Annotated in this window: 22 protein-coding genes; 12 read left to right on the forward strand and 10 right to left on the reverse strand. The window is 64.2% G+C overall.

Annotated elements, in window-relative coordinates; all coding sequences use genetic code 11:
• Window positions 1-68: 68 nt before the first annotated feature.
• The 4 genes from acuI to RBH77_RS01505 are packed head-to-tail and all read right to left on the reverse strand — an operon-like array spanning window position 69 to window position 3,534.
• Window positions 69-1,061, reverse strand: coding sequence for an acrylyl-CoA reductase (NADPH) (gene acuI / locus RBH77_RS01490; protein WP_311030389.1), 993 nt, complete (start codon window positions 1,059-1,061; stop codon window positions 69-71).
• 46 nt (window positions 1,062-1,107) lie between these two features.
• Complete coding sequence (lspA, locus tag RBH77_RS01495) at window positions 1,108-1,608, reverse strand: signal peptidase II (RefSeq protein WP_311032713.1); 501 nt, start codon at window positions 1,606-1,608, stop codon at window positions 1,108-1,110.
• A 2-nt stretch (window positions 1,609-1,610) separates the two neighbouring features.
• Window positions 1,611-2,468 carry a TrmH family RNA methyltransferase gene (locus RBH77_RS01500; protein WP_311030390.1) on the reverse strand — a complete coding sequence of 286 codons (858 nt, stop codon included), beginning with the start codon at window positions 2,466-2,468 and terminating at the stop codon, window positions 1,611-1,613.
• 43 nt (window positions 2,469-2,511) lie between these two features.
• On the reverse strand, window positions 2,512-3,534 hold the full coding sequence (locus RBH77_RS01505) for an RsmD family RNA methyltransferase (RefSeq protein ID WP_311030391.1): 1,023 nt from the start codon (window positions 3,532-3,534) through the stop codon (window positions 2,512-2,514).
• A gap of 128 nt (window positions 3,535-3,662) precedes the next feature.
• Here RBH77_RS01505 and RBH77_RS01510 point away from each other — a divergent pair, with 128 nt between their 5' ends.
• The 3 genes from RBH77_RS01510 to RBH77_RS01520 all read left to right on the forward strand — a co-directional run bounded on the left by RBH77_RS01510 (window position 3,663) and on the right by RBH77_RS01520 (window position 5,238).
• Window positions 3,663-4,349 (forward strand): helix-turn-helix transcriptional regulator, encoded by a 687-nt coding sequence (locus RBH77_RS01510; protein ID WP_311030392.1) that lies wholly within the window; start codon window positions 3,663-3,665, stop codon window positions 4,347-4,349.
• 67 nt (window positions 4,350-4,416) lie between these two features.
• A complete protein-coding gene (locus RBH77_RS01515) occupies window positions 4,417-4,794 on the forward strand; it encodes a VOC family protein (RefSeq protein ID WP_311030393.1) in 378 nt (125 codons plus the stop codon).
• Window positions 4,795-4,914: 120 nt separating this feature from the next.
• Window positions 4,915-5,238, forward strand: a complete 324-nt coding sequence (locus RBH77_RS01520; RefSeq protein ID WP_311032715.1) for an EVE domain-containing protein — start codon at window positions 4,915-4,917, stop codon at window positions 5,236-5,238.
• On the opposite strand, the gene RBH77_RS01525 is transcribed toward RBH77_RS01520, so the two are convergent.
• From RBH77_RS01525 to sppA, 4 genes are all read right to left on the reverse strand, one after another.
• Window positions 5,162-5,707: a DUF1772 domain-containing protein gene (locus RBH77_RS01525; protein WP_311030394.1), complete on the reverse strand. Its 546-nt coding sequence runs from the start codon at window positions 5,705-5,707 to the stop codon at window positions 5,162-5,164. The genes RBH77_RS01520 and RBH77_RS01525 overlap by 77 nt on opposite strands.
• A gap of 101 nt (window positions 5,708-5,808) precedes the next feature.
• On the reverse strand, window positions 5,809-6,150 hold the full coding sequence (locus tag RBH77_RS01530) for a lipopolysaccharide assembly protein LapA domain-containing protein (protein WP_311030395.1): 342 nt from the start codon (window positions 6,148-6,150) through the stop codon (window positions 5,809-5,811).
• A 179-nt stretch (window positions 6,151-6,329) separates the two neighbouring features.
• Complete coding sequence (locus tag RBH77_RS01535) at window positions 6,330-6,611, reverse strand: integration host factor subunit beta (protein WP_311030396.1); 282 nt, start codon at window positions 6,609-6,611, stop codon at window positions 6,330-6,332.
• Between the two features lie 81 nt (window positions 6,612-6,692).
• Window positions 6,693-7,634: a signal peptide peptidase SppA gene (gene sppA / locus RBH77_RS01540; protein WP_311030397.1), complete on the reverse strand. Its 942-nt coding sequence runs from the start codon at window positions 7,632-7,634 to the stop codon at window positions 6,693-6,695.
• 24 nt (window positions 7,635-7,658) lie between these two features.
• On the opposite strand from sppA, the gene RBH77_RS01545 reads away from it, so the two are divergent.
• From RBH77_RS01545 to RBH77_RS01585, 9 genes are all read left to right on the forward strand, one after another.
• On the forward strand, window positions 7,659-7,781 hold the full coding sequence (locus RBH77_RS01545) for a hypothetical protein (protein WP_311030398.1): 123 nt from the start codon (window positions 7,659-7,661) through the stop codon (window positions 7,779-7,781).
• A 128-nt stretch (window positions 7,782-7,909) separates the two neighbouring features.
• Entirely contained in the window at window positions 7,910-8,659 is a 750-nt protein-coding gene (gene lptC / locus RBH77_RS01550; RefSeq protein WP_311030399.1) for an LPS export ABC transporter periplasmic protein LptC, read from the forward strand.
• Window positions 8,646-9,308, forward strand: a complete 663-nt coding sequence (locus RBH77_RS01555; protein WP_311030400.1) for an LptA/OstA family protein — start codon at window positions 8,646-8,648, stop codon at window positions 9,306-9,308. The genes lptC and RBH77_RS01555 overlap by 14 nt, the downstream gene beginning before the upstream one ends.
• Window positions 9,309-9,327: 19 nt before the next feature.
• Entirely contained in the window at window positions 9,328-10,110 is a 783-nt protein-coding gene (lptB, locus tag RBH77_RS01560; protein ID WP_311032717.1) for an LPS export ABC transporter ATP-binding protein, read from the forward strand.
• A 205-nt stretch (window positions 10,111-10,315) separates the two neighbouring features.
• Window positions 10,316-11,575 (forward strand): ABC transporter substrate-binding protein, encoded by a 1,260-nt coding sequence (locus tag RBH77_RS01565; protein WP_311030401.1) that lies wholly within the window; start codon window positions 10,316-10,318, stop codon window positions 11,573-11,575.
• A 67-nt stretch (window positions 11,576-11,642) separates the two neighbouring features.
• Complete coding sequence (locus RBH77_RS01570) at window positions 11,643-12,515, forward strand: branched-chain amino acid ABC transporter permease (protein ID WP_311030402.1); 873 nt, start codon at window positions 11,643-11,645, stop codon at window positions 12,513-12,515.
• Window positions 12,512-13,525, forward strand: a complete 1,014-nt coding sequence (locus RBH77_RS01575; RefSeq protein WP_311030403.1) for a branched-chain amino acid ABC transporter permease — start codon at window positions 12,512-12,514, stop codon at window positions 13,523-13,525. The genes RBH77_RS01570 and RBH77_RS01575 overlap by 4 nt, the downstream gene beginning before the upstream one ends.
• A complete protein-coding gene (locus RBH77_RS01580) occupies window positions 13,522-14,262 on the forward strand; it encodes an ABC transporter ATP-binding protein (protein WP_311030404.1) in 741 nt (246 codons plus the stop codon). The genes RBH77_RS01575 and RBH77_RS01580 overlap by 4 nt, the downstream gene beginning before the upstream one ends.
• Window positions 14,262-14,966: an ABC transporter ATP-binding protein gene (locus RBH77_RS01585; protein ID WP_311030405.1), complete on the forward strand. Its 705-nt coding sequence runs from the start codon at window positions 14,262-14,264 to the stop codon at window positions 14,964-14,966. The genes RBH77_RS01580 and RBH77_RS01585 overlap by 1 nt, the downstream gene beginning before the upstream one ends.
• Before the next feature lie 269 nt (window positions 14,967-15,235).
• On the opposite strand, the gene RBH77_RS01590 is transcribed toward RBH77_RS01585, so the two are convergent.
• Window positions 15,236-18,385: a multidrug efflux RND transporter permease subunit gene (locus tag RBH77_RS01590; protein WP_311030406.1), complete on the reverse strand. Its 3,150-nt coding sequence runs from the start codon at window positions 18,383-18,385 to the stop codon at window positions 15,236-15,238.
• A 7-nt stretch (window positions 18,386-18,392) separates the two neighbouring features.
• Complete coding sequence (locus RBH77_RS01595) at window positions 18,393-19,580, reverse strand: efflux RND transporter periplasmic adaptor subunit (protein ID WP_311030407.1); 1,188 nt, start codon at window positions 19,578-19,580, stop codon at window positions 18,393-18,395.
• Between the last annotated feature and the right edge of the window lie 155 nt (window positions 19,581-19,735).

Consider the following 19,735-nt stretch of genomic DNA (forward strand, 5'->3'; position numbering starts at 1 on the left):
GAGGATAGCGGAACACCGATTAGGGAAGGTTTTGGGCCTTCGCTACAATTTTAGCGAAGCGACACTTCTCAATCCATATCGACCACGATGCGGCCACGCACCTTACCCTCGACGATATCGTGGGCGGCCTGGATTATGCCGTCGAAGCCGATGGTGGTGGAAAGCGCGGCAAGCTTGGTATGATCGAGGTCGGAGGCGATGCGCCGCCAGGCTTCGATGCGGATGGGCTTTGGGGCCATCACCGAATCGATGCCGAGCAGCGAGACGCCGCGCAGGATGAACGGGGCGACGCTCGCCGGCAAGTCCATGCCCTGCGCCAGCCCGCAGGCGGCGACAGCACCGCCATAGGACGTCATGGACAATACGTTGGCGAGCGTGTGGCTGCCGACCGCATCGACACCGCCGGCCCAGCGTTCCTTGCCGAGCGGCTTTGCCGGGCCCGACAATTCGTCGCGCGCGATGATCTCCGCGGCGCCGAGGTCGCGCAGATAGGTTTCCTCGGCGGCCCGACCGGTCGAGGCGACGACATGGTAGCCGAGCCTTGAAAGGATCGAGATGGCGACCGAGCCGACCCCACCGGCCGCGCCCGTCACCACGACCGGGCCGCGTGCCGGCGTGATGCCGTGGCGCTCCAGCGCCAGGATGCAGAGCATGGCCGTGTAGCCGGCCGTGCCGACGGCCATGGCCTGATGGGCAGTCAAGCCCTCAGGCAGCGGCACCAGCCAGTCGCCCTTGACGCGGGCATGGCCGGCATAGGCGCCGTAGTGCGTTTCGCCGACACCCCAGCCATTGAGGACGACACGATCGCCCTCCTTCCAGTCCGGATGGCTCGACTGGATCACCGTACCGGCGAAATCGATGCCCGGGACGAGCGGGAAGCGCCGCACGACCGGCGCCTTTCCGGTAATGGCGAGCCCGTCCTTGTAGTTCACCGTGGTCGCTTCGACGGCGACGGTGACATCGCCTTCCATCAAATCGGCATCGCCGAGTTCGACGGTCGAGACCGATTGTTTCTTTTCCTCGTCGCGCGAGACGAGAATGGCCTTGAACGTATCGGACATCTTTTTCTCCGTTTTCAGCACCGCTTGGACCGTTGCCTTGCTTCCGTCAACGCCCGGAGGGCGGTTCCGGCTCCCTCGTGTGGCGATCGCGCCGCCAATCGACGAACTCCTGCAACAGCACGAGGCCGGCGCCAACGGTGATGAACGCGTCGGCGAGGTTGAAGATCGCGAAGGACCAGACCGGCGTGTGGAAGAGGATGTAGTCGATCACGTAGCCGAGCGTCGCGCGGTCGATGAGGTTGCCGATCGCGCCGCCCACGACCAGCGCGAAGCCAGCCCGGGCCAGCACCTGCCGGTCGCTCGTACGCATGGCAAGCATCAGCACGACCGCGATCACCGCAAGCGCGACCAGTATGAGGCCGACATCCCCGAAATCCGCTAGCAGCGAAAAGGCTATGCCGGTATTGCGCGCATGGTAGAGCGCCAGGAAAGGCAGGAGATCGATCTGCTCGTGCAGGCCCATGCCGTTCTCGACGAGCTGCTTGACCCATTGATCGACGCCGATGGCGGCGACCACGATCAGGAGATAGGGCAGTAAGGAGCGCAGTTTCACTTGGCCGGTTCCGGATCGATCCTGAGGGCGTTGCGGCGGATTTCGAAGAGCATGACGCCGGTGGCCACGGCAAGATTGAGCGAATCGGCACGGCCGGCCTGCGGGATGCGCAGAAGCCGGTCGCAGGCGGCGGCGAGATCGTCGGGCAGACCCTGCTGCTCGTTGCCCATGAGGAGCAATACCGGCCGGCCGCTGAAATCGACCGAGCGGTAATCCACCGCGCCCTTGAGATGCGTTCCGGCGACGAGGCCGGGGAAATCCCGCCGCCATCCGAGAAAGGCTTCAACGGATGCCCGCGCGACAGGCACCGCAAAGATCGATCCCATGGTGGCGCGCACGGTCTCGAGTGAAAAAGGATCGGTGCAATCGCCGACAAGGACGACGCCCCTGGCGCCGGCCGCATCGATCGTGCGGATAATGGTGCCGAGATTGCCCGGATCGCGGACGCGGTCGAGCGCCACCCAGACATCTTGGCCGGAAGGCCGGATCGAGGCGAGGGGCACGAATTTCTGGGCGAAGACGCCGAGCACCATTTGCGGATTGTCGCGGCGGGTGATGGCGCCGAGCACCTTCTCGCTGACTTCCAGAACGGTTCCGCCGGCAGCCACCGTACGGGCGGCGGCCTTCTCGACGGCGGGGTTGCCGAGGCCCGTCTTGGCAAAGACCAGCGTGCGGATCGACCAGCCCTGGTCGAGCGCGTCGATGACGAGCTTCAGCCCCTCCGCGATGAAGGCGCTTTCGCGGTCGCGGAACTTCTTCAGCGCCAGCGCGCGGATATCCTTGATCAGCGGATTGGAAAGGCTGGTGACTTCCTTCACGCGGCCTGGCGCGCGCGTCTCGGGCTTCGCGTTCATGCGTCGTTCCCTTTGCGCATGATCTTGCCCTCACTTTGCGGGATCATGCGACTACCCAGCGCGAGAAGAGCGAGGTGGAAAGTGCCCGTCCGGCGGATTTCTCGCGGATCACCAGTTCGCCCGATTCCACGCATCCGCCCATTCCGGCAAAACTATCGCGCATCAGCGCATGGATGGCGAAGAAGGAGGCTCGGATGGAATAGGCCGTCAGGACGACCGTCAGCGGCTTCGGGGTCAGGATCGAGCGGCAGATGTCGACCAGCGCCGGCAGGTCGTCGAAAAGCTGCCAGACCTCGCCCTTCGGCCCGCGTCCATAGGCCGGCGGATCGAGGAGGATAATGTCGTAGCGGCTACCCCGGCGCTCCTCGCGCTCGGCGAATTTCATCGCGTCCTCGCAGATCCAGCGGATCGGCTTGTCGCCGAGGCGGGTGATCGCCTGGTTCTCGCGCGCCCAGCCGATGGCCTTTTTCGAGGCATCGACGTGGGTGACCTCGGCCCCGGCGCGCGCCGCGACCAGCGAGGCAAGGCCGGTATAGCCGAAGAGGTTCAGCACCTTTACCGGCCTGCCGGCGGCGCGGATCAGCCCATCCATGTGGTCCCAGTGCGAAGCCTGTTCGGGAAAGACGCCGACATGGCGAAAGGAGGTGAAGCGGCCGAGATAGTCGATCCCATCATGGCGCATCGGCCATGTCTCGCCGAGCGGCGTCTTCGGGAAGCGCCAGCGGCCCATGCCCTCCTCGTCGGTGTTGCCGGTGAAGATGGCGTCGGCGCGCTGCCATTCACGGTCGGGTAGCGCCTTTTGCCAGATCGCCTGTCCTTCGGGACGGACGATGCGGTAGGGTCCGTACTGCTCCAGCTTCTCGCCGCCGCCCGAATCGAGCAGCGCGTAATCCTCGTTGGGCGATACTTCGAGAATGAGCGGTAAACGTTCTCGCGGCAGCGGCCCATCACGCCGGACAAGCGGACGCGGAGCGGCGGACGGTCCGGTTTCACGCAGCGCCGGAACTGCGGCACGTCCGGGAGCTTCGGAGCGATGATCGCCGCGTCTGTCGCGCGAAGGTTTCAATTACGGGCGTCTCCGGCAAATCCCGGTCGCTTCTGCCATAGCCACAGTCTGTCCGCAACCAAGGGCGGGCAAGCCGGTCTGTACGGCGAGGAACGGTGCGGATAAGACAGGTTACGCGGAAATCAACCATGTCGCGTTCGCAACGCCTACTCAATCTTCTTCAATCCCTGCGTCGGCGTCGACGGCCAGTGAGCGGGCGTGCCCTGGCCGATGAACTCGGCGTGGGCCTTCGCACGCTCTACCGCGACATCGCCACGCTGCAGGCACAGGGCGCCAACATCGAGGGCGAGGCCGGCCTCGGCTATGTGCTCAGGGATGGATATTTCCTGCCGCCGTTGATGTTTGGTGACAACGAACTCGATGCGATCATCCTGGGCCTGCGTTTCGTCATGCAGCGGAGCGACGACGAACTGGCGCGAGCCGCCGAAGACGTCCTGGGCAAGATCGAGGCTATCCTGCCGCCCGGATTGGAAGATGCCGCGGCGACCAGCGGTTTGCTCGCCGGACCGGGAGGCTCGGGGAAATCCGGTCATCTCTCGGCGATCCGGGAGGCCATTCGGCGCGAAGAGAAGCTCCAGATCTCCTATTCGGACAAGAAGGGCCGATCGACCGAACGCATGGTGTGGCCGATCGCTGTCGGCTTCTTCGACACGGCCGAAATGCTGGCTGCATGGTGCGAGATGCGCCGTGATTTCCGCCATTTCCGGCTCGACCACATCACCGCCGTAACGCCGGTTCATGAGCGGACGCCGCGGCGGCACGCTATCCTCCTGGCAGAATGGCGCCTGTCGCAGGATCTGGCCGACATGCCCTGACGGCTGCTGCCGGAAACTGACACTGCCGGCGGGCATGATGCCTCCATCGCAGACCATGGAGGAAGCCATGTATCCCAATTTCGTTCTTCTTTATGTCGACAGCCCGGCCGCCAGCGCCACTTTCTACGGCGACCTACTCGGTCAGGAGCCGATTGAAACATCGCCGACCTTCGCTCTGTTCGCACTGCCGAACGGCCTGATGTTCGGCCTCTGGTCGCGCCATACGGTCGAGCCGAAAGCCACGGCAAGCGGTGGAGGCGGCGAACTGGCTTTCGCCGTCGAGGACCGCGAGGCGGTAGGCTCAGTTTACCGCACCTGGCAGAATAAAGGCCTCGAAATCCTGCAACGGCCCTGCGACATGGATTTCGGCCACACCTTCGTCGCGCTCGACCCGGACGGGCATCGGCTGCGTGTGTTCTTTCCCGTCGAGGAGGATCGGCAATGACCGCGTACTGGATCGGCGTCGCTTCCGCCGAACACGTGCGGCGCGGGCGCGCCGAGGGCTTCATGCAACTCGGCCACGGCAAGGAGGCCTCCCCTTCGACGCCTTCGACCCGGCGGCGGCATCGTCTACTATTCGCCGACGACCACCTCCGGTGTGAAGGACGGGTTGCAGTCCTTCACGGCGATCGGCAACGTGGCGGAAGGCGGGCCGTATCGCGCCGGGATAGGGGATGGGTTCCAGCCGTTCCGCCGGAACGTCCGCCGGGCCGAGGCGCGGGAAGCGCCGATCAAGCCGCTGCTCAGCGGGCTCCAATTCGCAGCAGATGCGGCCAATTGGGGTCGAAAGCTCCGCTTCGGGCTGCTTTCGATCAGCGAGGAGGATTTCCGGCTGATCGCGGAGGCAATGCAGGCCAAGGCCGATCCGCCGATGGCTCACGGCGAATAAACAGAAGGCCGCAGGTCAGGGCGATGAAGCCTACGAACTTCCAGGCGGCGACCGCCATGTGGCCCGTTTCCCAGCGGTTACGAATAGCAGCTAAATCCGCTGGAACGGGCCCTTGCGTCCAGGTCGCCAGCACGGCATTCGCCGGCGCCACCCATGCGAACCATGTCGCAAGCGCCGCTGCGTAGAGCACGGTTGCCGCAAGTGCGAGGCGGAAGGGCCGCCGCTGCCGCCGCAACAGCCAGGTGAGGATGGCAAGGACGATGATGACGCCGACATCGAGCGGTGCGCCGATGATCGCGAAAAATTCGAACTGCCGATTGAAGACGGTGGTCTCACGCCAGAGTTCAGGCGGCCAGACGGTCAGGCGCGGAGCGGCCTCCAGCACATGGGAGAAGGATGGACCGAGGCTGAGCGCCGCGACGACAGCGGCAAGCAGCGACCACAAGAAGAGTCCGCGACGCATCTCCATCAGCCGGCTCAACGGCTTTCGGCGCGGAACAGTTCCCGATCTGCTCGCCCGCGGTAAAATCGGTCCATGACGGAATTCTCGGCCCCTGCGGACAGATCCGATCAATTCGCCGGTTCGGAGAGCGCTCGGCTCGGCGTCGACGGCACCGGCGGCTTGGCGCGCGCCGCTTCCTCGCGCAACGTCCGTGCCTCATCGGCGTTCATGCGGGCGCGCTTGCGATAGCGCCCCTGACGCAGCCACGTCGCGGCGCTCCCGATCAGGACGCCGAGCAAAAGCGCGAGGAAAAGATAGACGAAAAGCGGCAGCGAAAGCGTCAGGCCGGGATTGCCGGGATTGAACGGGTCGAGCGTGAACGGCACGAAGCCCCGGTTGGCGACGGCGAGAGCGATCAACACGATCGCCACCGGAATAATTACGATTATGGTTACTATCCGCTTAATCATTTACCGCCCAGTAGCGTCAGAACCCGAGCTGAGCAGCCTCATCTCACGGCGACCGCCCGGTCTACGGGAGTTTTCACCCCTGTCCCGCTCCTTCTAACCTCGGTCGTTCCAATGGGAAAGTGCGGCAATGCCGCAAGTTGGGGCCGCAAGTCAGGCCGCAAGTAACGGTCGAAGGAATCTCACTGGTCGTTCAGGCGCTCGCGCAATTCCTTCCCGGTCTTGAAGAAGGGGACCCATTTCTCCTCGACTTCGACCGATTCGCCGGTGCGCGGATTGCGGCCGGTACGCGCCGGGCGGTTCTTCACGGAAAAGGCGCCGAAACCGCGCAATTCAACGCGATTGCCTTCGGCCAGCGCGCGCGTGATCTCTTCAAAAATGGCGTTCACAATGTTCTCGACATCCCGCAGGAAAAGATGCGGATTTCGATTGGCGATCGTCTGCACGAGTTCGGATTTGATCATGGATTTGCGTCCCCGGGCATGCTTAGTCAGACTTCGACGGAATCGAATTCTGCTTGCTTTTCAATTGCTCAAGCTATGCCGTCAAGGGTGCCAGACCGACAGGAGACCGTCAAGGAAGATGCGGTCGGCGCCAATCCGCTCGAAAAAGCCAGCCGTTCCTTCCGGCAGCCCGACAAGACGGGCAAGCGCTTTCGAGAAAAGAAAACTGCGGCCGCTCGGCGATTTCCATTCGATGACTTTCAGGTTCGGATCGACGCCCTTCTTTGCCAGCCAGACGACGGCCTCGCGCTCGCCGCCGACCTCATCCACCAGCTTGTTGGCGACGGCCTGGCGCCCGGTGAAGATAGAACCGTCCGCGAGCTTCAGCACCTGGTCGCGAGGAAGCCCCCGCCGATCGGCGACCAGCCCGACGAACCAGTCATAGCTGTCGGAAATGAGCTTCTGGACCATGGCGCGCGCTTCGTCCGTCGTCGGCGTGAAGGGCGAAGGCTCGGCCTTGAGCGGCGAGGACTTGATCGCCTCCAGCTTGACGCCGACCTTGTCCATCAGGCCGGTGACGTTCGGGAATTCGACCAGAACGCCGATCGAGCCGACGATGGAGGTCTGGCGCGCCACGATATGGTCGGCCGCCGCGGCCACCATATAGGCTGCCGAGGCCCCGAGACCGGTGATCTCGGCGACAACCGGCTTCTCGGCGGCAACCCGGCGCACTTCCTCGTAAAGCTGTTCGCCGCCCGCCGTCGTGCCGCCGGGCGAGTTGATCTCCAGGATCAGCCCCTTCACGGCGGGCGAATCGCGCAGTTTTTCGAGCTGGTCGACGAGGTCGTCGTCCTGGGTGATCGTACCGGCGATCTTGACCTTGGCGATATGATTGGCCGCAAGGGAGCCATATTCGTCCTGGTACAACCTCGATCCGGCCCATGCCACCGCAAGCGCGATGACGGCAAGCGCCACGACGCGCCAGAAGGTCAGTTTCCGCCGCAGGCGGTGGCGGTCGATCAGTTCGTCGGCCCGTGTAGCCATATCGTTCTTTCCCGCATTTGCCGCTTGGAACCCCATTCCTATGCCATGCGCTTCTTCGCCGCCACCGCTTTCCACGACGCGATGCAGGCCGTGCTTCCGGCAAAGATCACACTGGCGTTCGACCGCAAAATCACCATATTGGAATGAAAATTGCCGAGCGCCTCGCAGAAAGGCGCATCAAAAATAGTAGGATCAGGGCAGACTTGGGACGGTCGCTTCGGCCGGGCACGATCGGAGCGTGTGGATATCGCGTGGCATCCGACGCGCGACGAAAGATGGAATTCGATCGGATCGAGCCGGTGACGACGATAGACGCTGAGCGCAGAACCCTTCGACCCGATCCGGCCGTTCCCCCGGCGGACAGCGCCGGCGGCCGCTCGGTCGAGCAGGCGTTCCGGCGGGCGAAGCGGCATTCCACGGCCGTCAGGACGTTGAAGGTGTTGTTGCCGGGCCTTGCCATCCTCATCGCCGCCGGATTCACGATCTACTCCTATCTGCTGACGCCGGGCGGGATTGCCGTCGACATCCTCGGCTCCAGCTATAGCGACGGCAAACTCACGATGGCCAATCCGAGGCTGGAGGGCTTTACCAAGGAAAACCGCCCCTATTCGCTCAAGGCCGCGCGCGCCGTGCAGGACGTGACGAATACGAATGTCGTCCAGTTGGACGACATTACCGCGAAGCTTCCCGTCAGTGACGACAACTGGGCCAATGTCAGCGCGCCCAAAGGCATTTATAACAAAGAGAAGGATACGCTCGACGTTCCGACCGAGATGACCGTGACGACGACGGACGGCCTCGTCGCCAAGCTCAGTTCCGCCTTCGTCAACATCGCGACAGGAGATTTGAAGACTTCCGATCCGGTCGATATTACTCTAAGGGGATCGCATATCACTGCCGATAGCATGACTGTACAGGATCGGGGCAAGGTACTTGTCTTCGACCGGAAAGTTCGGGTGACGATGATGCCGGAAAAGAAAAACTCCACTGGAGACAATCATGGAGCGGCCGATGCGCCGCGCTAGCCTTCTCCTTGCGATTTCATACAGTCTCCTTGCCGGCTTCTCCGTACTTGCGGCCGGGCCCGCGCTCGCTCAGCAGAACGGGTCAGAGGCCGGGACGAGCAACAGCTTCTCCGGCATGAAGCTTTCAAACGACAAGCCGATCCAGATCGAAAGCGACAATCTCGAGGTCCACGACAAGGACAGCACGGCCATCTTCACCGGCAACGTCAATGTCGTGCAGGGTACGACGACGATGAAGGCCGGCCGCATGGTCGTCCACTACATCAAGGGCGCGAAGGACAATGCCGGGAAGGCGAATGACGCCAGCCAGAAAACCGGCGCCGGCGAGAAGACAGATGGTGCGGTCGGCAATATGATGGCTGGCGGCGCCAGCAACATCAAGAGCATCGACGTCGACGGAAAGGTCTACGTGAAGTCCAACGATCAGATCGCCACCGGCGATCACGGCACGTTCGACATGCAAAGCCAGGTCCTAGTGCTCGAAGGCAACGAGGTGGTGCTGACGCAGGGCGACAACGTCGTCATGGGCTGCAAGCTGACAGCCAACCTCAAGACCGGCCTGTCCAAGCTCGACGGCTGCAACAGCGCCAAGGACAAGGGCCGCGTCAAGGTGCTGCTGACGCCGGACAAGAAGAAGGCGGCTGACTAGCTTGACGGCGGTCTCGAAGATTTCCGCGCGCGCCCTCTCCGATAAAGGCGAAACGGCCGCCATCGACCCTGAACGTCTGAAGGGTACGCTGATCGCGCGCGGCCTGACCAAGAGCTACAAAGGCCGCCAGGTGGTGAGCGGCGTGTCGATCGGGGTGAGAGCCGGCGAAGCGGTCGGTCTGCTCGGGCCGAACGGCGCCGGCAAGACCACCTGCTTCTACATGGTCACCGGGCTGGTGCCGGTGGACAAGGGCACGATCTCCATCGACGGCTACGACGTGACCACGCTGCCCATGTACCGTCGTGCCCGGCTCGGCATCGGCTACCTGCCTCAGGAAGCGTCCATTTTCCGCGGCCTGTCGGTCGAGGCGAATATCCGTGCCGTCCTGGAGGTCGTGGAAAAGAACCGCAAGGAGCGTGAGCGTCGGCTCGACGAGTTGCTCGACGAGTTCAACATCACCCATCTGCGCAAGGCGCCGTCTATCTCGCTGTCCGGCGGCGAGCGAAGGCGCCTGGAAATCGCCCGCGCATTGGCTTCCAGCCCGAAATTCATGCTTCTGGACGAGCCTTTCGCCGGCATCGACCCGATTGCCGTCTTCGATATCCAGCAACTCGTGCGGCATCTGACCAGCCGCGGCATCGGCGTCCTCATCACCGACCACAATGTGCGCGAGACGCTCGGCCTCATCGACCGCGCCTATATCATCCACGCCGGCAAGGTGCTCACCCATGGCGAGCCCTCCGAAGTGGTCGGCAATGCCGATGTGCGCCGCCTCTATCTCGGCGAAGGTTTTACCCTGTAGGCAGTCCTGTCCCGCATTCGACGAAAGTCAGGGTGTGCCAGAAGGCAGAGATCGCGCCCCTTCGCATTGACGCTGCCGCGCGACCCATTAAGAATGCCGCCCATCGCCGGCCGGGCTTGAACCGGTCGGACCGGCGCGCCTCATCGGCGCGGGAAACAAGGGCTACGGGACGGCTTCCAGGCTATTCCCGAAGGGAGGAAAACGGATGACTGACAAAAATATCAAAATGGCCGCCGCCAGTGCCGTCGGGGGCGTGACGCGCCGTACAGTGGTCGCGGGCATCGGCGCGGCCGGCATCGTCGCCGGCACGTCGCCCTTCTCGATCGTGCGTGCGGCGGGCGGCCCGCTCAAGGTCGGCGTGCTCCTGCCGCGCTCGGGCGTGCAGGCGGGCATCGGCCAGGACTGCCAGCGCGGCGTGGAAGTCGCGGCGCCGATCCTCAAGGAACTCGGCCTGCCCGAACTCCAGATCATGAACGGCGATACCGAATCGAACGAGCAGACCGCGCGCGCCCAGGCCGAGAAACTGATCGGTGACGGGGCGCAGCTTCTGGTCGGCGCGTTCGATTCCGGCCAGAGCGCGGCGATCGCGCAGGTCGCCGAGCAGAAGGGCATCCCCTTCGTCATCAACATCGCCGCGGCGCCGCAGATCACCGAGCAGGGCTATAAATACGTTTTCCGCAACTTCCCGACGGCGGTGACGATCCTCACCGACGCCTTCAAGCAGCAGCTGGAGATCTTCAAGCAGGTTGGCTCGGCGCCGAAATCGGTGGTCTTCCTGCATGTGAACGACACGTTCGGTTCGGCGATGGCAGGCGGCATCGGCAAGGTTATGCCGAAATTCGACATGCCCTACAAGGTGGCCGAAACCATCGCCTACGACCGCGCGGCGCGAGATCTCTCCGTCGAGATCGCCAAAGCCAAGGCGACGGGAGGCGACGCGCTTCTCGTCGTCAGCCGCTTGAACGACGCCATCCTGCTCACCCGCGAACTGGTCAAGCAGCGCTGGACGCCGGAAGCCATCCTCTCCATGGGGCCGGGCTGGTACGAGGACCAGTATTTCAAGACGCTCGGCAAGCTCTCCGACGGCCCGATCTCCTTCGTGCCGTGGTACGACCCGAAGAAGAAGCTCAGCGAGACGCTGAAGGCTGCCATGAAGAAGGCCTATCCGGACGTCAACATGAACACCAACCATGTCTATACGTTCGAGGCGCTTCTGGTGGCGGCCGACGCCTACAAGCGCGCCGGGACGGGCAATTCCAAGGAACTGACGGAAGCCGTGCGCTCCACCAACATCACCGACAACGTCTCGATCGGCGAAGGCATCCGCTTCAACGCCAAGGGCCAGAACGACACCGTCGGCGACGCCTCCATCCAGAACGTCGGCGGCGAGCTCGTCGTGGTTGCGCCCGAGAAAGCGGCCGTCGCCAAGGCGGTCTGGCCGATGCCTCCTTACGACAAGCGCTGAGACGCATCCCGCATCGCCCCGGCCGGCGCGACCGGGGCGGAATCGTACCTCGCATCGGAAGCAGGCCGTGCCCGTCGAGCTTTATCTCAACGTCGCCGTCAGCGGTTTGCTGACCGGCCTCATCTACGGGCTTTCCGCGCTCGGCCTGTCGGTTATTTTCGGTGTCATCCGCATCGTCAATTTTGCCCATGGCGAGATCATGGTGATGGGCATGTTCGCGACGCTGATGCTGTTCCGGCATCTCGGCATCGACCCGCTCTATTGCGTGCCGATCGTTGCAGCGGCGCTGTTCGCCTTCGGCTATCTCCTGCAGGACCTCGTCGTGCGCCGCATCGTGCACCTGCCGGATTACATGCAGTTTCTCCTGATGGCGGCGATCGCGGTCATGATCGTCAGCCTCTGCCTGATGATCTTCGGGCCGGACGCGCAGGGCGTGCAGGTCGCCTATGCCTACGATTCCTTCCAGATCGGCCCTCTGCTGGTCGACAAGGTCCGCATCTATGCCGGGATCGCCGCGCTCGTCGTTTCCGGCCTGCTCTTCGCATTCTTCCGCTACACGGATACGGGCAAGGCGATCCGCGCCTGCGGCGACAACCAGACCGGCGCGCTGGTGGTGGGGCTGAACGTCCGCCGCCTCTTCGCGCTCACTTTCGGCATCGGCACGGCCTGCCTGGGTGCCGCCGGCGCGATCCTCGTGCTGCTGATCGACGTGCACCCCTATCTCGGTCCGTCCTATACGCTGCTTGCCTTCATCATCGTCATCATCGGCGGGCTCGGCAGCTTGCCCGGCGCGCTGCTCGGCGGCCTCCTGATCGGTGTCTCCGAGGCGCTGGCGGGGCTCGTCTTCCAGCCCTCGATGAAAAGCGCGGTTTCCTTCGGGCTCCTGATCCTCGTTCTCCTGCTTCGGCCGCAGGGCCTGCTCGGCAAGGAAGTGCGATGATCGCGCGGCTGACGGACGGGTTGCCGCCGCGCGCGCTGGCGCTGCTCGCGGCTTTCGCGGTTGTGATGGCCGTCGCCCCCTTCTTCGCCAGCGACTATGTGCTGAGCGTCTTGATCATCTCGCTCTATTTCGCCTTTGTCGGGCAGGCCTGGAACCTGATGCTCGGCTTCGCCGGGCAATTGTCGCTCGGCCATGCGCTTTTCGTCGGCATCGGCGCCTATACGAGCGCGGCGCTCTTCACCCATTTCGGCGTCAGCCCGTGGGCCGGCGTGATCGCGGCGGTGGCGCTTTCCACGCTGATGGGCTGCGTCATCGGCTATCTCGGTTTTCGTTTCTCGATTCGCGGCGTCTATTTCGCGCTGCTCACTATCGCGTTTGCCGAATTCACCGGCATCATGGTCGACAACTCAGCCTGGCTCGGCGGATCGGCGGGGCTCTTCCTGCCGGTGAAGAACGCCGGCAGCATCGACTTCCTCAATCTGCGCGGCCCGCCGATCCTGTTCTACTACCTGATCCTGATCCTGACCGGCGGAGCGCTGGTGCTCTGCCGCTTCCTGCTCAACAGCAAGCTCGGCCTCTACTGGCAGGCGATCCGCGACGACCAGGAGGCCGCGGAGGCTGCCGGCGTGCCGCTCTTCCGCTATAAGATGATCGCGGTGGCGATCTCGTCCGCGCTGACCGGCATCGCCGGCGTCTGGTACGCCTTCTACTACAACAACCTCTTCCCCGAATCGACCTTCGCCACCGGACGCTCGGTCGAACTCATCCTCGGCACGGTCGTCGGAGGTGTGGGCACGCTGTTCGGACCGATCCTCGGCGCGCTCATCCTCACCCCGCTCGGCGAACTGCTGACCGAACTCACCTCGGGGCTCCAGATCGACGGCATCAAGACCTTCTTCTGGGGCTTTTGCGTCGTCGCCATCGTGCTCTTCCGGCCGTCCGGCGTGTGGCCGTGGCTGGCGGGACTCCTGAAGCTCGACGGCCGCAGCGCGAACGGAGGCGGACGATGAGTGCTCGCCACTCCGCTTCACTCAAGGTCGAGGGGCTGACGCGGCGCTTCAGCGGGCTGACTGCCGTCGACAACGTCTCCTTCGAGGTGCCGCCCGGCGCCATCCATGCGCTGATCGGCCCGAACGGCGCCGGCAAGACGACGACCTTCAACATGATCGCCGGCGCGCTCAAACCGACGAGCGGCGACGTCTCTCTCGACGGGCATTCGCTGGTCGGCAAGCGACCGGACGAGATCTGCCGCGCCGGCGTCGGCCGTACCTTCCAGGTGGTGCGTCCGTTCAAGGATATCACGGTCACCGACAATGTCGCTGTCGGCGCGCTCTCATGGACGAACGACATGGCGGCGGCGCGGCGCTACGCGCTCGACATGCTCGAACTGCTCGGTCTCGCCGACAAGCGTAACGCACTGCCGGGCAGCATCACCCTTCCCGACCGCAAATGCCTGGAGGTGGCGCGCGCGTTGGCGACGAAGCCGAAGCTCCTGCTTCTCGACGAGGTGATGGCCGGCCTGCGTCCGACCGAGACCGATCGCATGGTCGCGACCTTCCGCCGGCTGAACGAGGAGACCGGCGTCACCATCGTCCTGATCGAGCATGTCATGCGGGCAGTGATGGCGCTGTCGCATCATGTCGTGGTGCTCAACTACGGCAAGGTGATCGCCGCGGGCACGCCGGAGGAGGTGACGCGCAATCCGGACGTGCTCGCCTGCTATCTCGGCGCCGAGGAGCTTTCCTGATGCTGGAGGTCGACGGCATCGACGTCTTCTACGGCGACGCGCGGGCGCTCGACGGCGTGTCGATCACGATCGAGCCCGGCGTGATCGTCGCTATCGTCGGAGCGAACGGCGCCGGCAAGACCTCGCTCATCCGCACCATAGCCGGAATGCAGAAGCCGGCCAGCGGCCATATCCGCTTCAAGGGAACCGACATCGCCGGCTGGCCGACCTACAAGGTCTGCGATCTCGGCATCGGCCAGGTGGCCGAGGGAAGGCAGATATTCCCCTCCATGACGGTCACCGAGAACCTCGAAACGGGAGCCATGCTGCCGCGCGCCCGCGCCGGCAAGGCACGCAATCTCGACCATGTCTACCAGATGTTCCCCCGGCTCGCGGAGCGCAGGACGCAGGCCGCCGGGACCCTCTCGGGCGGCGAGCAGCAGATGCTCGCCATCGGCCGCTGCCTTATGGGCAGCCCCGAACTCATCATGTTCGACGAGCCGTCGCTGGGTCTGGCGCCGGCGCTGGTGCACGACGTGCTGCAGTCGATCGTCGACCTCAACCGCGAGGGCATCACCTGCGTGCTGGTCGAGCAGAACGTGGCCGTCTCGCTAAAACTCGCCAAACACGCCTATGTGCTGGAGAATGGGCGCGTGACGCTGTCCGGCAGTGGAGAAGCGCTCCTCGCAGACGACCGGGTCAGACAGGCCTATCTGGGGCTGTAGGCCGTCCGGCGGTCAGGGTGCGTCCTTCGAGGCTCGCTTCGCTCGCACCTCAGGATGAGGAAGGTTGGTGCCAGTTTCCCTCTTCCTGATACGTCCTGCGTGCGGAACCTCGTCGAAATATCCACGTCTCAGAAGAAGAGGTAAGGGGTAAGGGGTAAAGAGCCAATCTTCAAAGGAGCAAGGCACCAACCGTCCTCATCCTGAGGTGCGAGCGAAGCGAGCCTCGAAGGACGCACTGAAACACCTATCGATCGCCAAAGGATCGAGTATCACTCAGCCGGCGCTTCCAGCAGCAATGACGGCTCTTCCTCAGGCTTCGCCTCCAGTGCCTTGCGGCCGCCGAAGAGCCTGAGAACGAAGACGAAGAAGACCGGCACGAAGGGCACCGCGATCACTGTCGCGGTGATCATGCCCCCGAGCACGCCGGTGCCGATGGCGTTCTGGCTGGCGGCGCTGGCGCCGACCGCCACCGCCAGCGGCGTGACGCCGAGCGAGAAGGCGAGCGACGTCATAATGATCGGGCGGAAGCGAATGCGCGAGGCCTCAACCGTGGCGTCGAAGACCGACATGCCGCCCGCGCGCAGATCCTTGGCGAATTCGATGATGAGGATCGCGTTCTTCGCCGACAGGCCGATGATGGCGATAAGGCCGACCTTGAAATAGACGTCGTTCGACATGCCGCGCAGCATCACCGCCAGCACCGCGCCGATGATGCCGAGCGGCACCACCAGCATGACCGAAAGCGGGATCGACCAGCTTTCGTAAAGTGCTGCGAGCAGCAGGAACACGAACAGCACCGTCATGCCCATCAGGAACGGTGCTTGCGAGCCGGACTGGATCTCCTGCAGCGACTGCCCTGTCCATTCATAGCCGAAGCCCTGCGGCAGGTCGGCGGCCAGCCGCTCCATCTCCGTGATGGCCTCACCGGAGGAATAGCCGGGCCCGGCATTGCCGCTGATGCGCACCGCCGGATAACCATTATAGGCGACGACCTGCAGCGGCCCCTTCGTCCATTCGATATGGGCGAAGGCGGAGAACGGCACCATGCCGCCCGAGGCATTGCGCACGTTGAGTTTCAGCAGGTCCGCCGACTGCATGCGTTCCTTTTCGCCGGCCTGGATCATTACCCGCTGCAGACGGCCGGCGTTGGGGAAATCGTTGATATAGGCCGAGCCGATATAGGCCGAGAGGGCGGAATTGATGTCGCCGAATGCCACGCCGAACGCGTTCGCTTTCTCGCGATCGATCACCAGATTGATCTGCGCGGCTTCGGGCAGGCCCTCGATGCGCAGCCCGGTCACGATCGGGCTTTTGGCGGCGGCGGCCATCAATTGCGAGGCGGCGGCGGAAAGCGCCTCCTGGCCGAGACCAGCGCGGTCCTGCAGGCGGAAGGTGAAGCCGTTCGACGTGCCCAGGCCGGAGATCGGCGGCGGCGACAGGGCGAAGGCAATGGCGTCCTTCAATTGAGAAAAGGCCGCGTTCGCCCGCCCGGCGATTTCCTGCGCAGAATCCTTGAACCCGCGCACGCTCCAGTCCTTGAAGGTGATGAAGGCGAGCGCGGCGTTGTCGCCGGCGCCGGAGAAGGAATAGCCCTCGATCACGGTGCGGTGGTCGACCGCCGGCTCCTTGCCGAAGAAGGCTTCCACACTCTCCACGGCGCGCTGCGTGCGGTTGCCGGCGGATTCGGGCGGTGTCTGCATATCGACCAGCACGAAGCCCTGGTCCTCGTTGGGCAGGAAGGAGGAGGGCAGGCGCACGAACAGATAGCCGAGCCCGATGATGAGGGCGAGGTATATGATCATGAAGCGTCCGGCGCGGCGGATGGTCCAGCCGACCATCGAGGTATAGCCGCTCGTCGTGCGGGCGAAGCCGCGGTTGAACCAGCCGAAGAAGCCGCGTTTCTCGTGATGGCCTTCCGGCACCGGCTTCAGGAAGCTCGCACACAAGGCCGGCGTCAGCGACAGCGCCATGAAACCGGAGAACAGGATCGAGCCGACCATGGTGACGCTGAACTGGCGGTAGATGACGCCGACGGCGCCGGGGAAGAAGGCCATCGGCACGAAGACGGCGGTCAGCACCAGCCAGATGCCGATGATGGCGCCGGTGATCTGCGACATCGCCTTGCGCGTCGCCTCCTTGGGCGGCAGACCCTCCTGCGCCATGATGCGCTCGACATTCTCCACCACCACGATGGCATCGTCGACGAGGATGCCGATGGCGAGCACCATGGCGAACATGGTGAGCACGTTGATTGAGGAGCCCGTCGCCAAGAGGATGGCGCAGGCGCCGAGTAGCGCCACCGGCACCACCAGCGCCGGGATGACGGTATAGCGAAAGCTCTGCAGGAATACGAACATGACCACGAAGACGAGCCCCATCGCTTCGAGCAACGTGTGCAGCACCTTCTCGATGGACACGCGCACGAAGGGCGATGTGTCGTAGGGGATCATGTATTCGTAGCCCGGCGGGAAGAACTTCGCCAGTTCGGCCATCCGGGCCCGTACCGCATTGGAAGTGGCGAGCGCGTTGCCGGTCGGCGAGAGCTGGACGCCGATGCCCGCGGCGGGTTGTCCGTCGATGCGGGTCGAGAAATTGTAGGTCTCCGCGCCGATCTCGATACGCGCCACGTCGCGCAGCCTGACCGTCGAACCGTCCGGATTGGCACGAAGCACGATCGAGCCGAAATCCTCGGGCGAGGAAAGCTGGCCCTTGACCAGAACGGTAGCCGAGATCTGCTGGTTCACCGGGTTAGGCTTGGCGCCGATGCGCCCGGCCGACACCTGCGCGTTTTGCGCGCCGATGGCCTTCATGACATCGTCGACCGACAGGTTGAGCCCGAGCATCTTGTCGGGGTCCATCCAGATACGCATGGCGCGCTTGGGCGAAAAGAGCTGCACCTGGCCGACACCCGGCAGGCGCGATATCTCGCCGACGACGTTGCGGTCGAGATAATCGCCAAGGCCGACCGCATCGGTCTTGCCGTCGGTCGATTTCAACCCGATGAACATCAGGAAGCCGCTGCCGGATTGCGAAATCTGCACGCCCTGGCGGGAAACCTCCTCCGGCAGCCGCGCCTGGACGCGGTTGATCGCGTTCTGCGTATCGACGCTCGCCTGGTTGAGGTTCGTGCCGGGCAGGAAAGTGACGACGATGCGCGCCAGGCCTGAGGAATCGGAGGTCGATTCGTAATAGAGCAGGTTCGGCACGCTGTTGAGCTGTTGCTCTATCAACTGCGTCACGCTCTGGTAGATGTCTTCGGGCGGCGCGCCGTTATAGTGCGTATAGACGGTCAGCGTCGGCGGCGCGACGTTCGGATATTGCGAGACCGGCAATAGCGGCAGCGAGATCGCGCCGGCGATCATGATGAAGATGGCAACGACCCAGGCAAAGATGGGCCGGTCAATGAAGAAACTGGGCATCTAGTCTCTAACCGGCGTCGGCCTTGCTCTTGGTGGCGGAAAGCGTGTTGTCGGCCGGCTTCCACTCCTCCGGCTTCACGGGCGCGCCTGGATGGATCTTCTGGAAGCCTTCGACGACGACCTGTTCGCCATCCTTCAGCCCCTTCGTGATCACGACTTGCTGGCCGGTCGTGCGTCCGGCGGACACGGGGCGCAGTTCGGCGACGTTGTCCTTTCCGATGACATAGAGCTGCGCCCTGCCGCTGCTGTCGCGCTGGACAGCCTGCACCGGCACGGTGAGCGCCGCCTGCTCGACCCCCTGCTCGATCAGGACGCGGACATAGAGGCCCGGCAGAAGGTCGCCGTCCGGATTGGGGAACTCGGCGCGCATGGTGACCTGGCCTGTCGTCTCGTCGACGGTGGATTCGGAAAAGAGCAGTCGGCCCGGATGGGGATATTCGCTGCCATCGTCGAAAAGCAGCCTAACGGTCGCCTGGCCGTCTGCCGGGCTCTTCAAAAGCCCGTCCTTCAGCGCCTTGCGCAGCCGCCGCATCTCCGACGAAGGCTGAGTGAAGTCGGCATAAACCGGATCGAGCTGCCGGATGGTCGCCAGATTCTCGGAGCCGTTACCGTTCACCAGCGCGCCCTCGGTGATCAGTGCGCGGCCGATACGCCCGCTGATCGGCGCCTTCACGTCTGAATATTGCAGGTCGAGCTTGGCCGCGTCGAGCCCGGCACGCGCCGCGGCGACGTCGGCGTCCGCTTGCGCCAGTTGCGCGGTCGCGGTTTCGAGGTCCTGCACGCTCGAGATATTGCGCTGGCGAAGCTCCTTCTGCCGGTCGGCCTGCTGGTGGGCGAGGGTCCGCGTGGCAAGCGCCCGCTGCAACGTCGCCTGGGCGCTTTCCACTTGGACGCGGAAGGGCGCCGGATCGATCTGGTAGAGCACGTCGCCTTCCTTGACGAGGCTGCCTTGCTCGAAGACCCGCTTGACGACGATGCCGGTGACGCGCGGCCTGACCTCCGCGATGCGCGTCGGTGCGATGCGGCCGGGCAGGTCGTTGACGATCGGGACCGGCTCGGCCTTGACCTTGACGACGCTGACCGCCGGCGGCGGCGTGGCCGGAGGATTGGCCGAACTCTGCGATTCCGTGCAGGCGGCAACGCCCATAAGGGCAAGGCCGACAACGGCCGCTGACACTAGCTTTGACAGTTTCATTCAACAACCCGGTGAAGGTAGCGCCAAGGGGCCGTCACAGTCCCATCCCCTGGGGCCCATCGATGCGATCGAATTGGCGCCTGAATGCCCGCCGCTTCATCCGTCGCCGACGCTACCTACAACAGACCGATCGAAAGGGAAAGCCACCCATCCGG

The sequence above is a fragment of the Mesorhizobium koreense genome (genome assembly GCF_031656215.1).
Taxonomy (GTDB): Bacteria; Pseudomonadota; Alphaproteobacteria; order Rhizobiales; family Rhizobiaceae; genus Mesorhizobium_L; species Mesorhizobium_L koreense.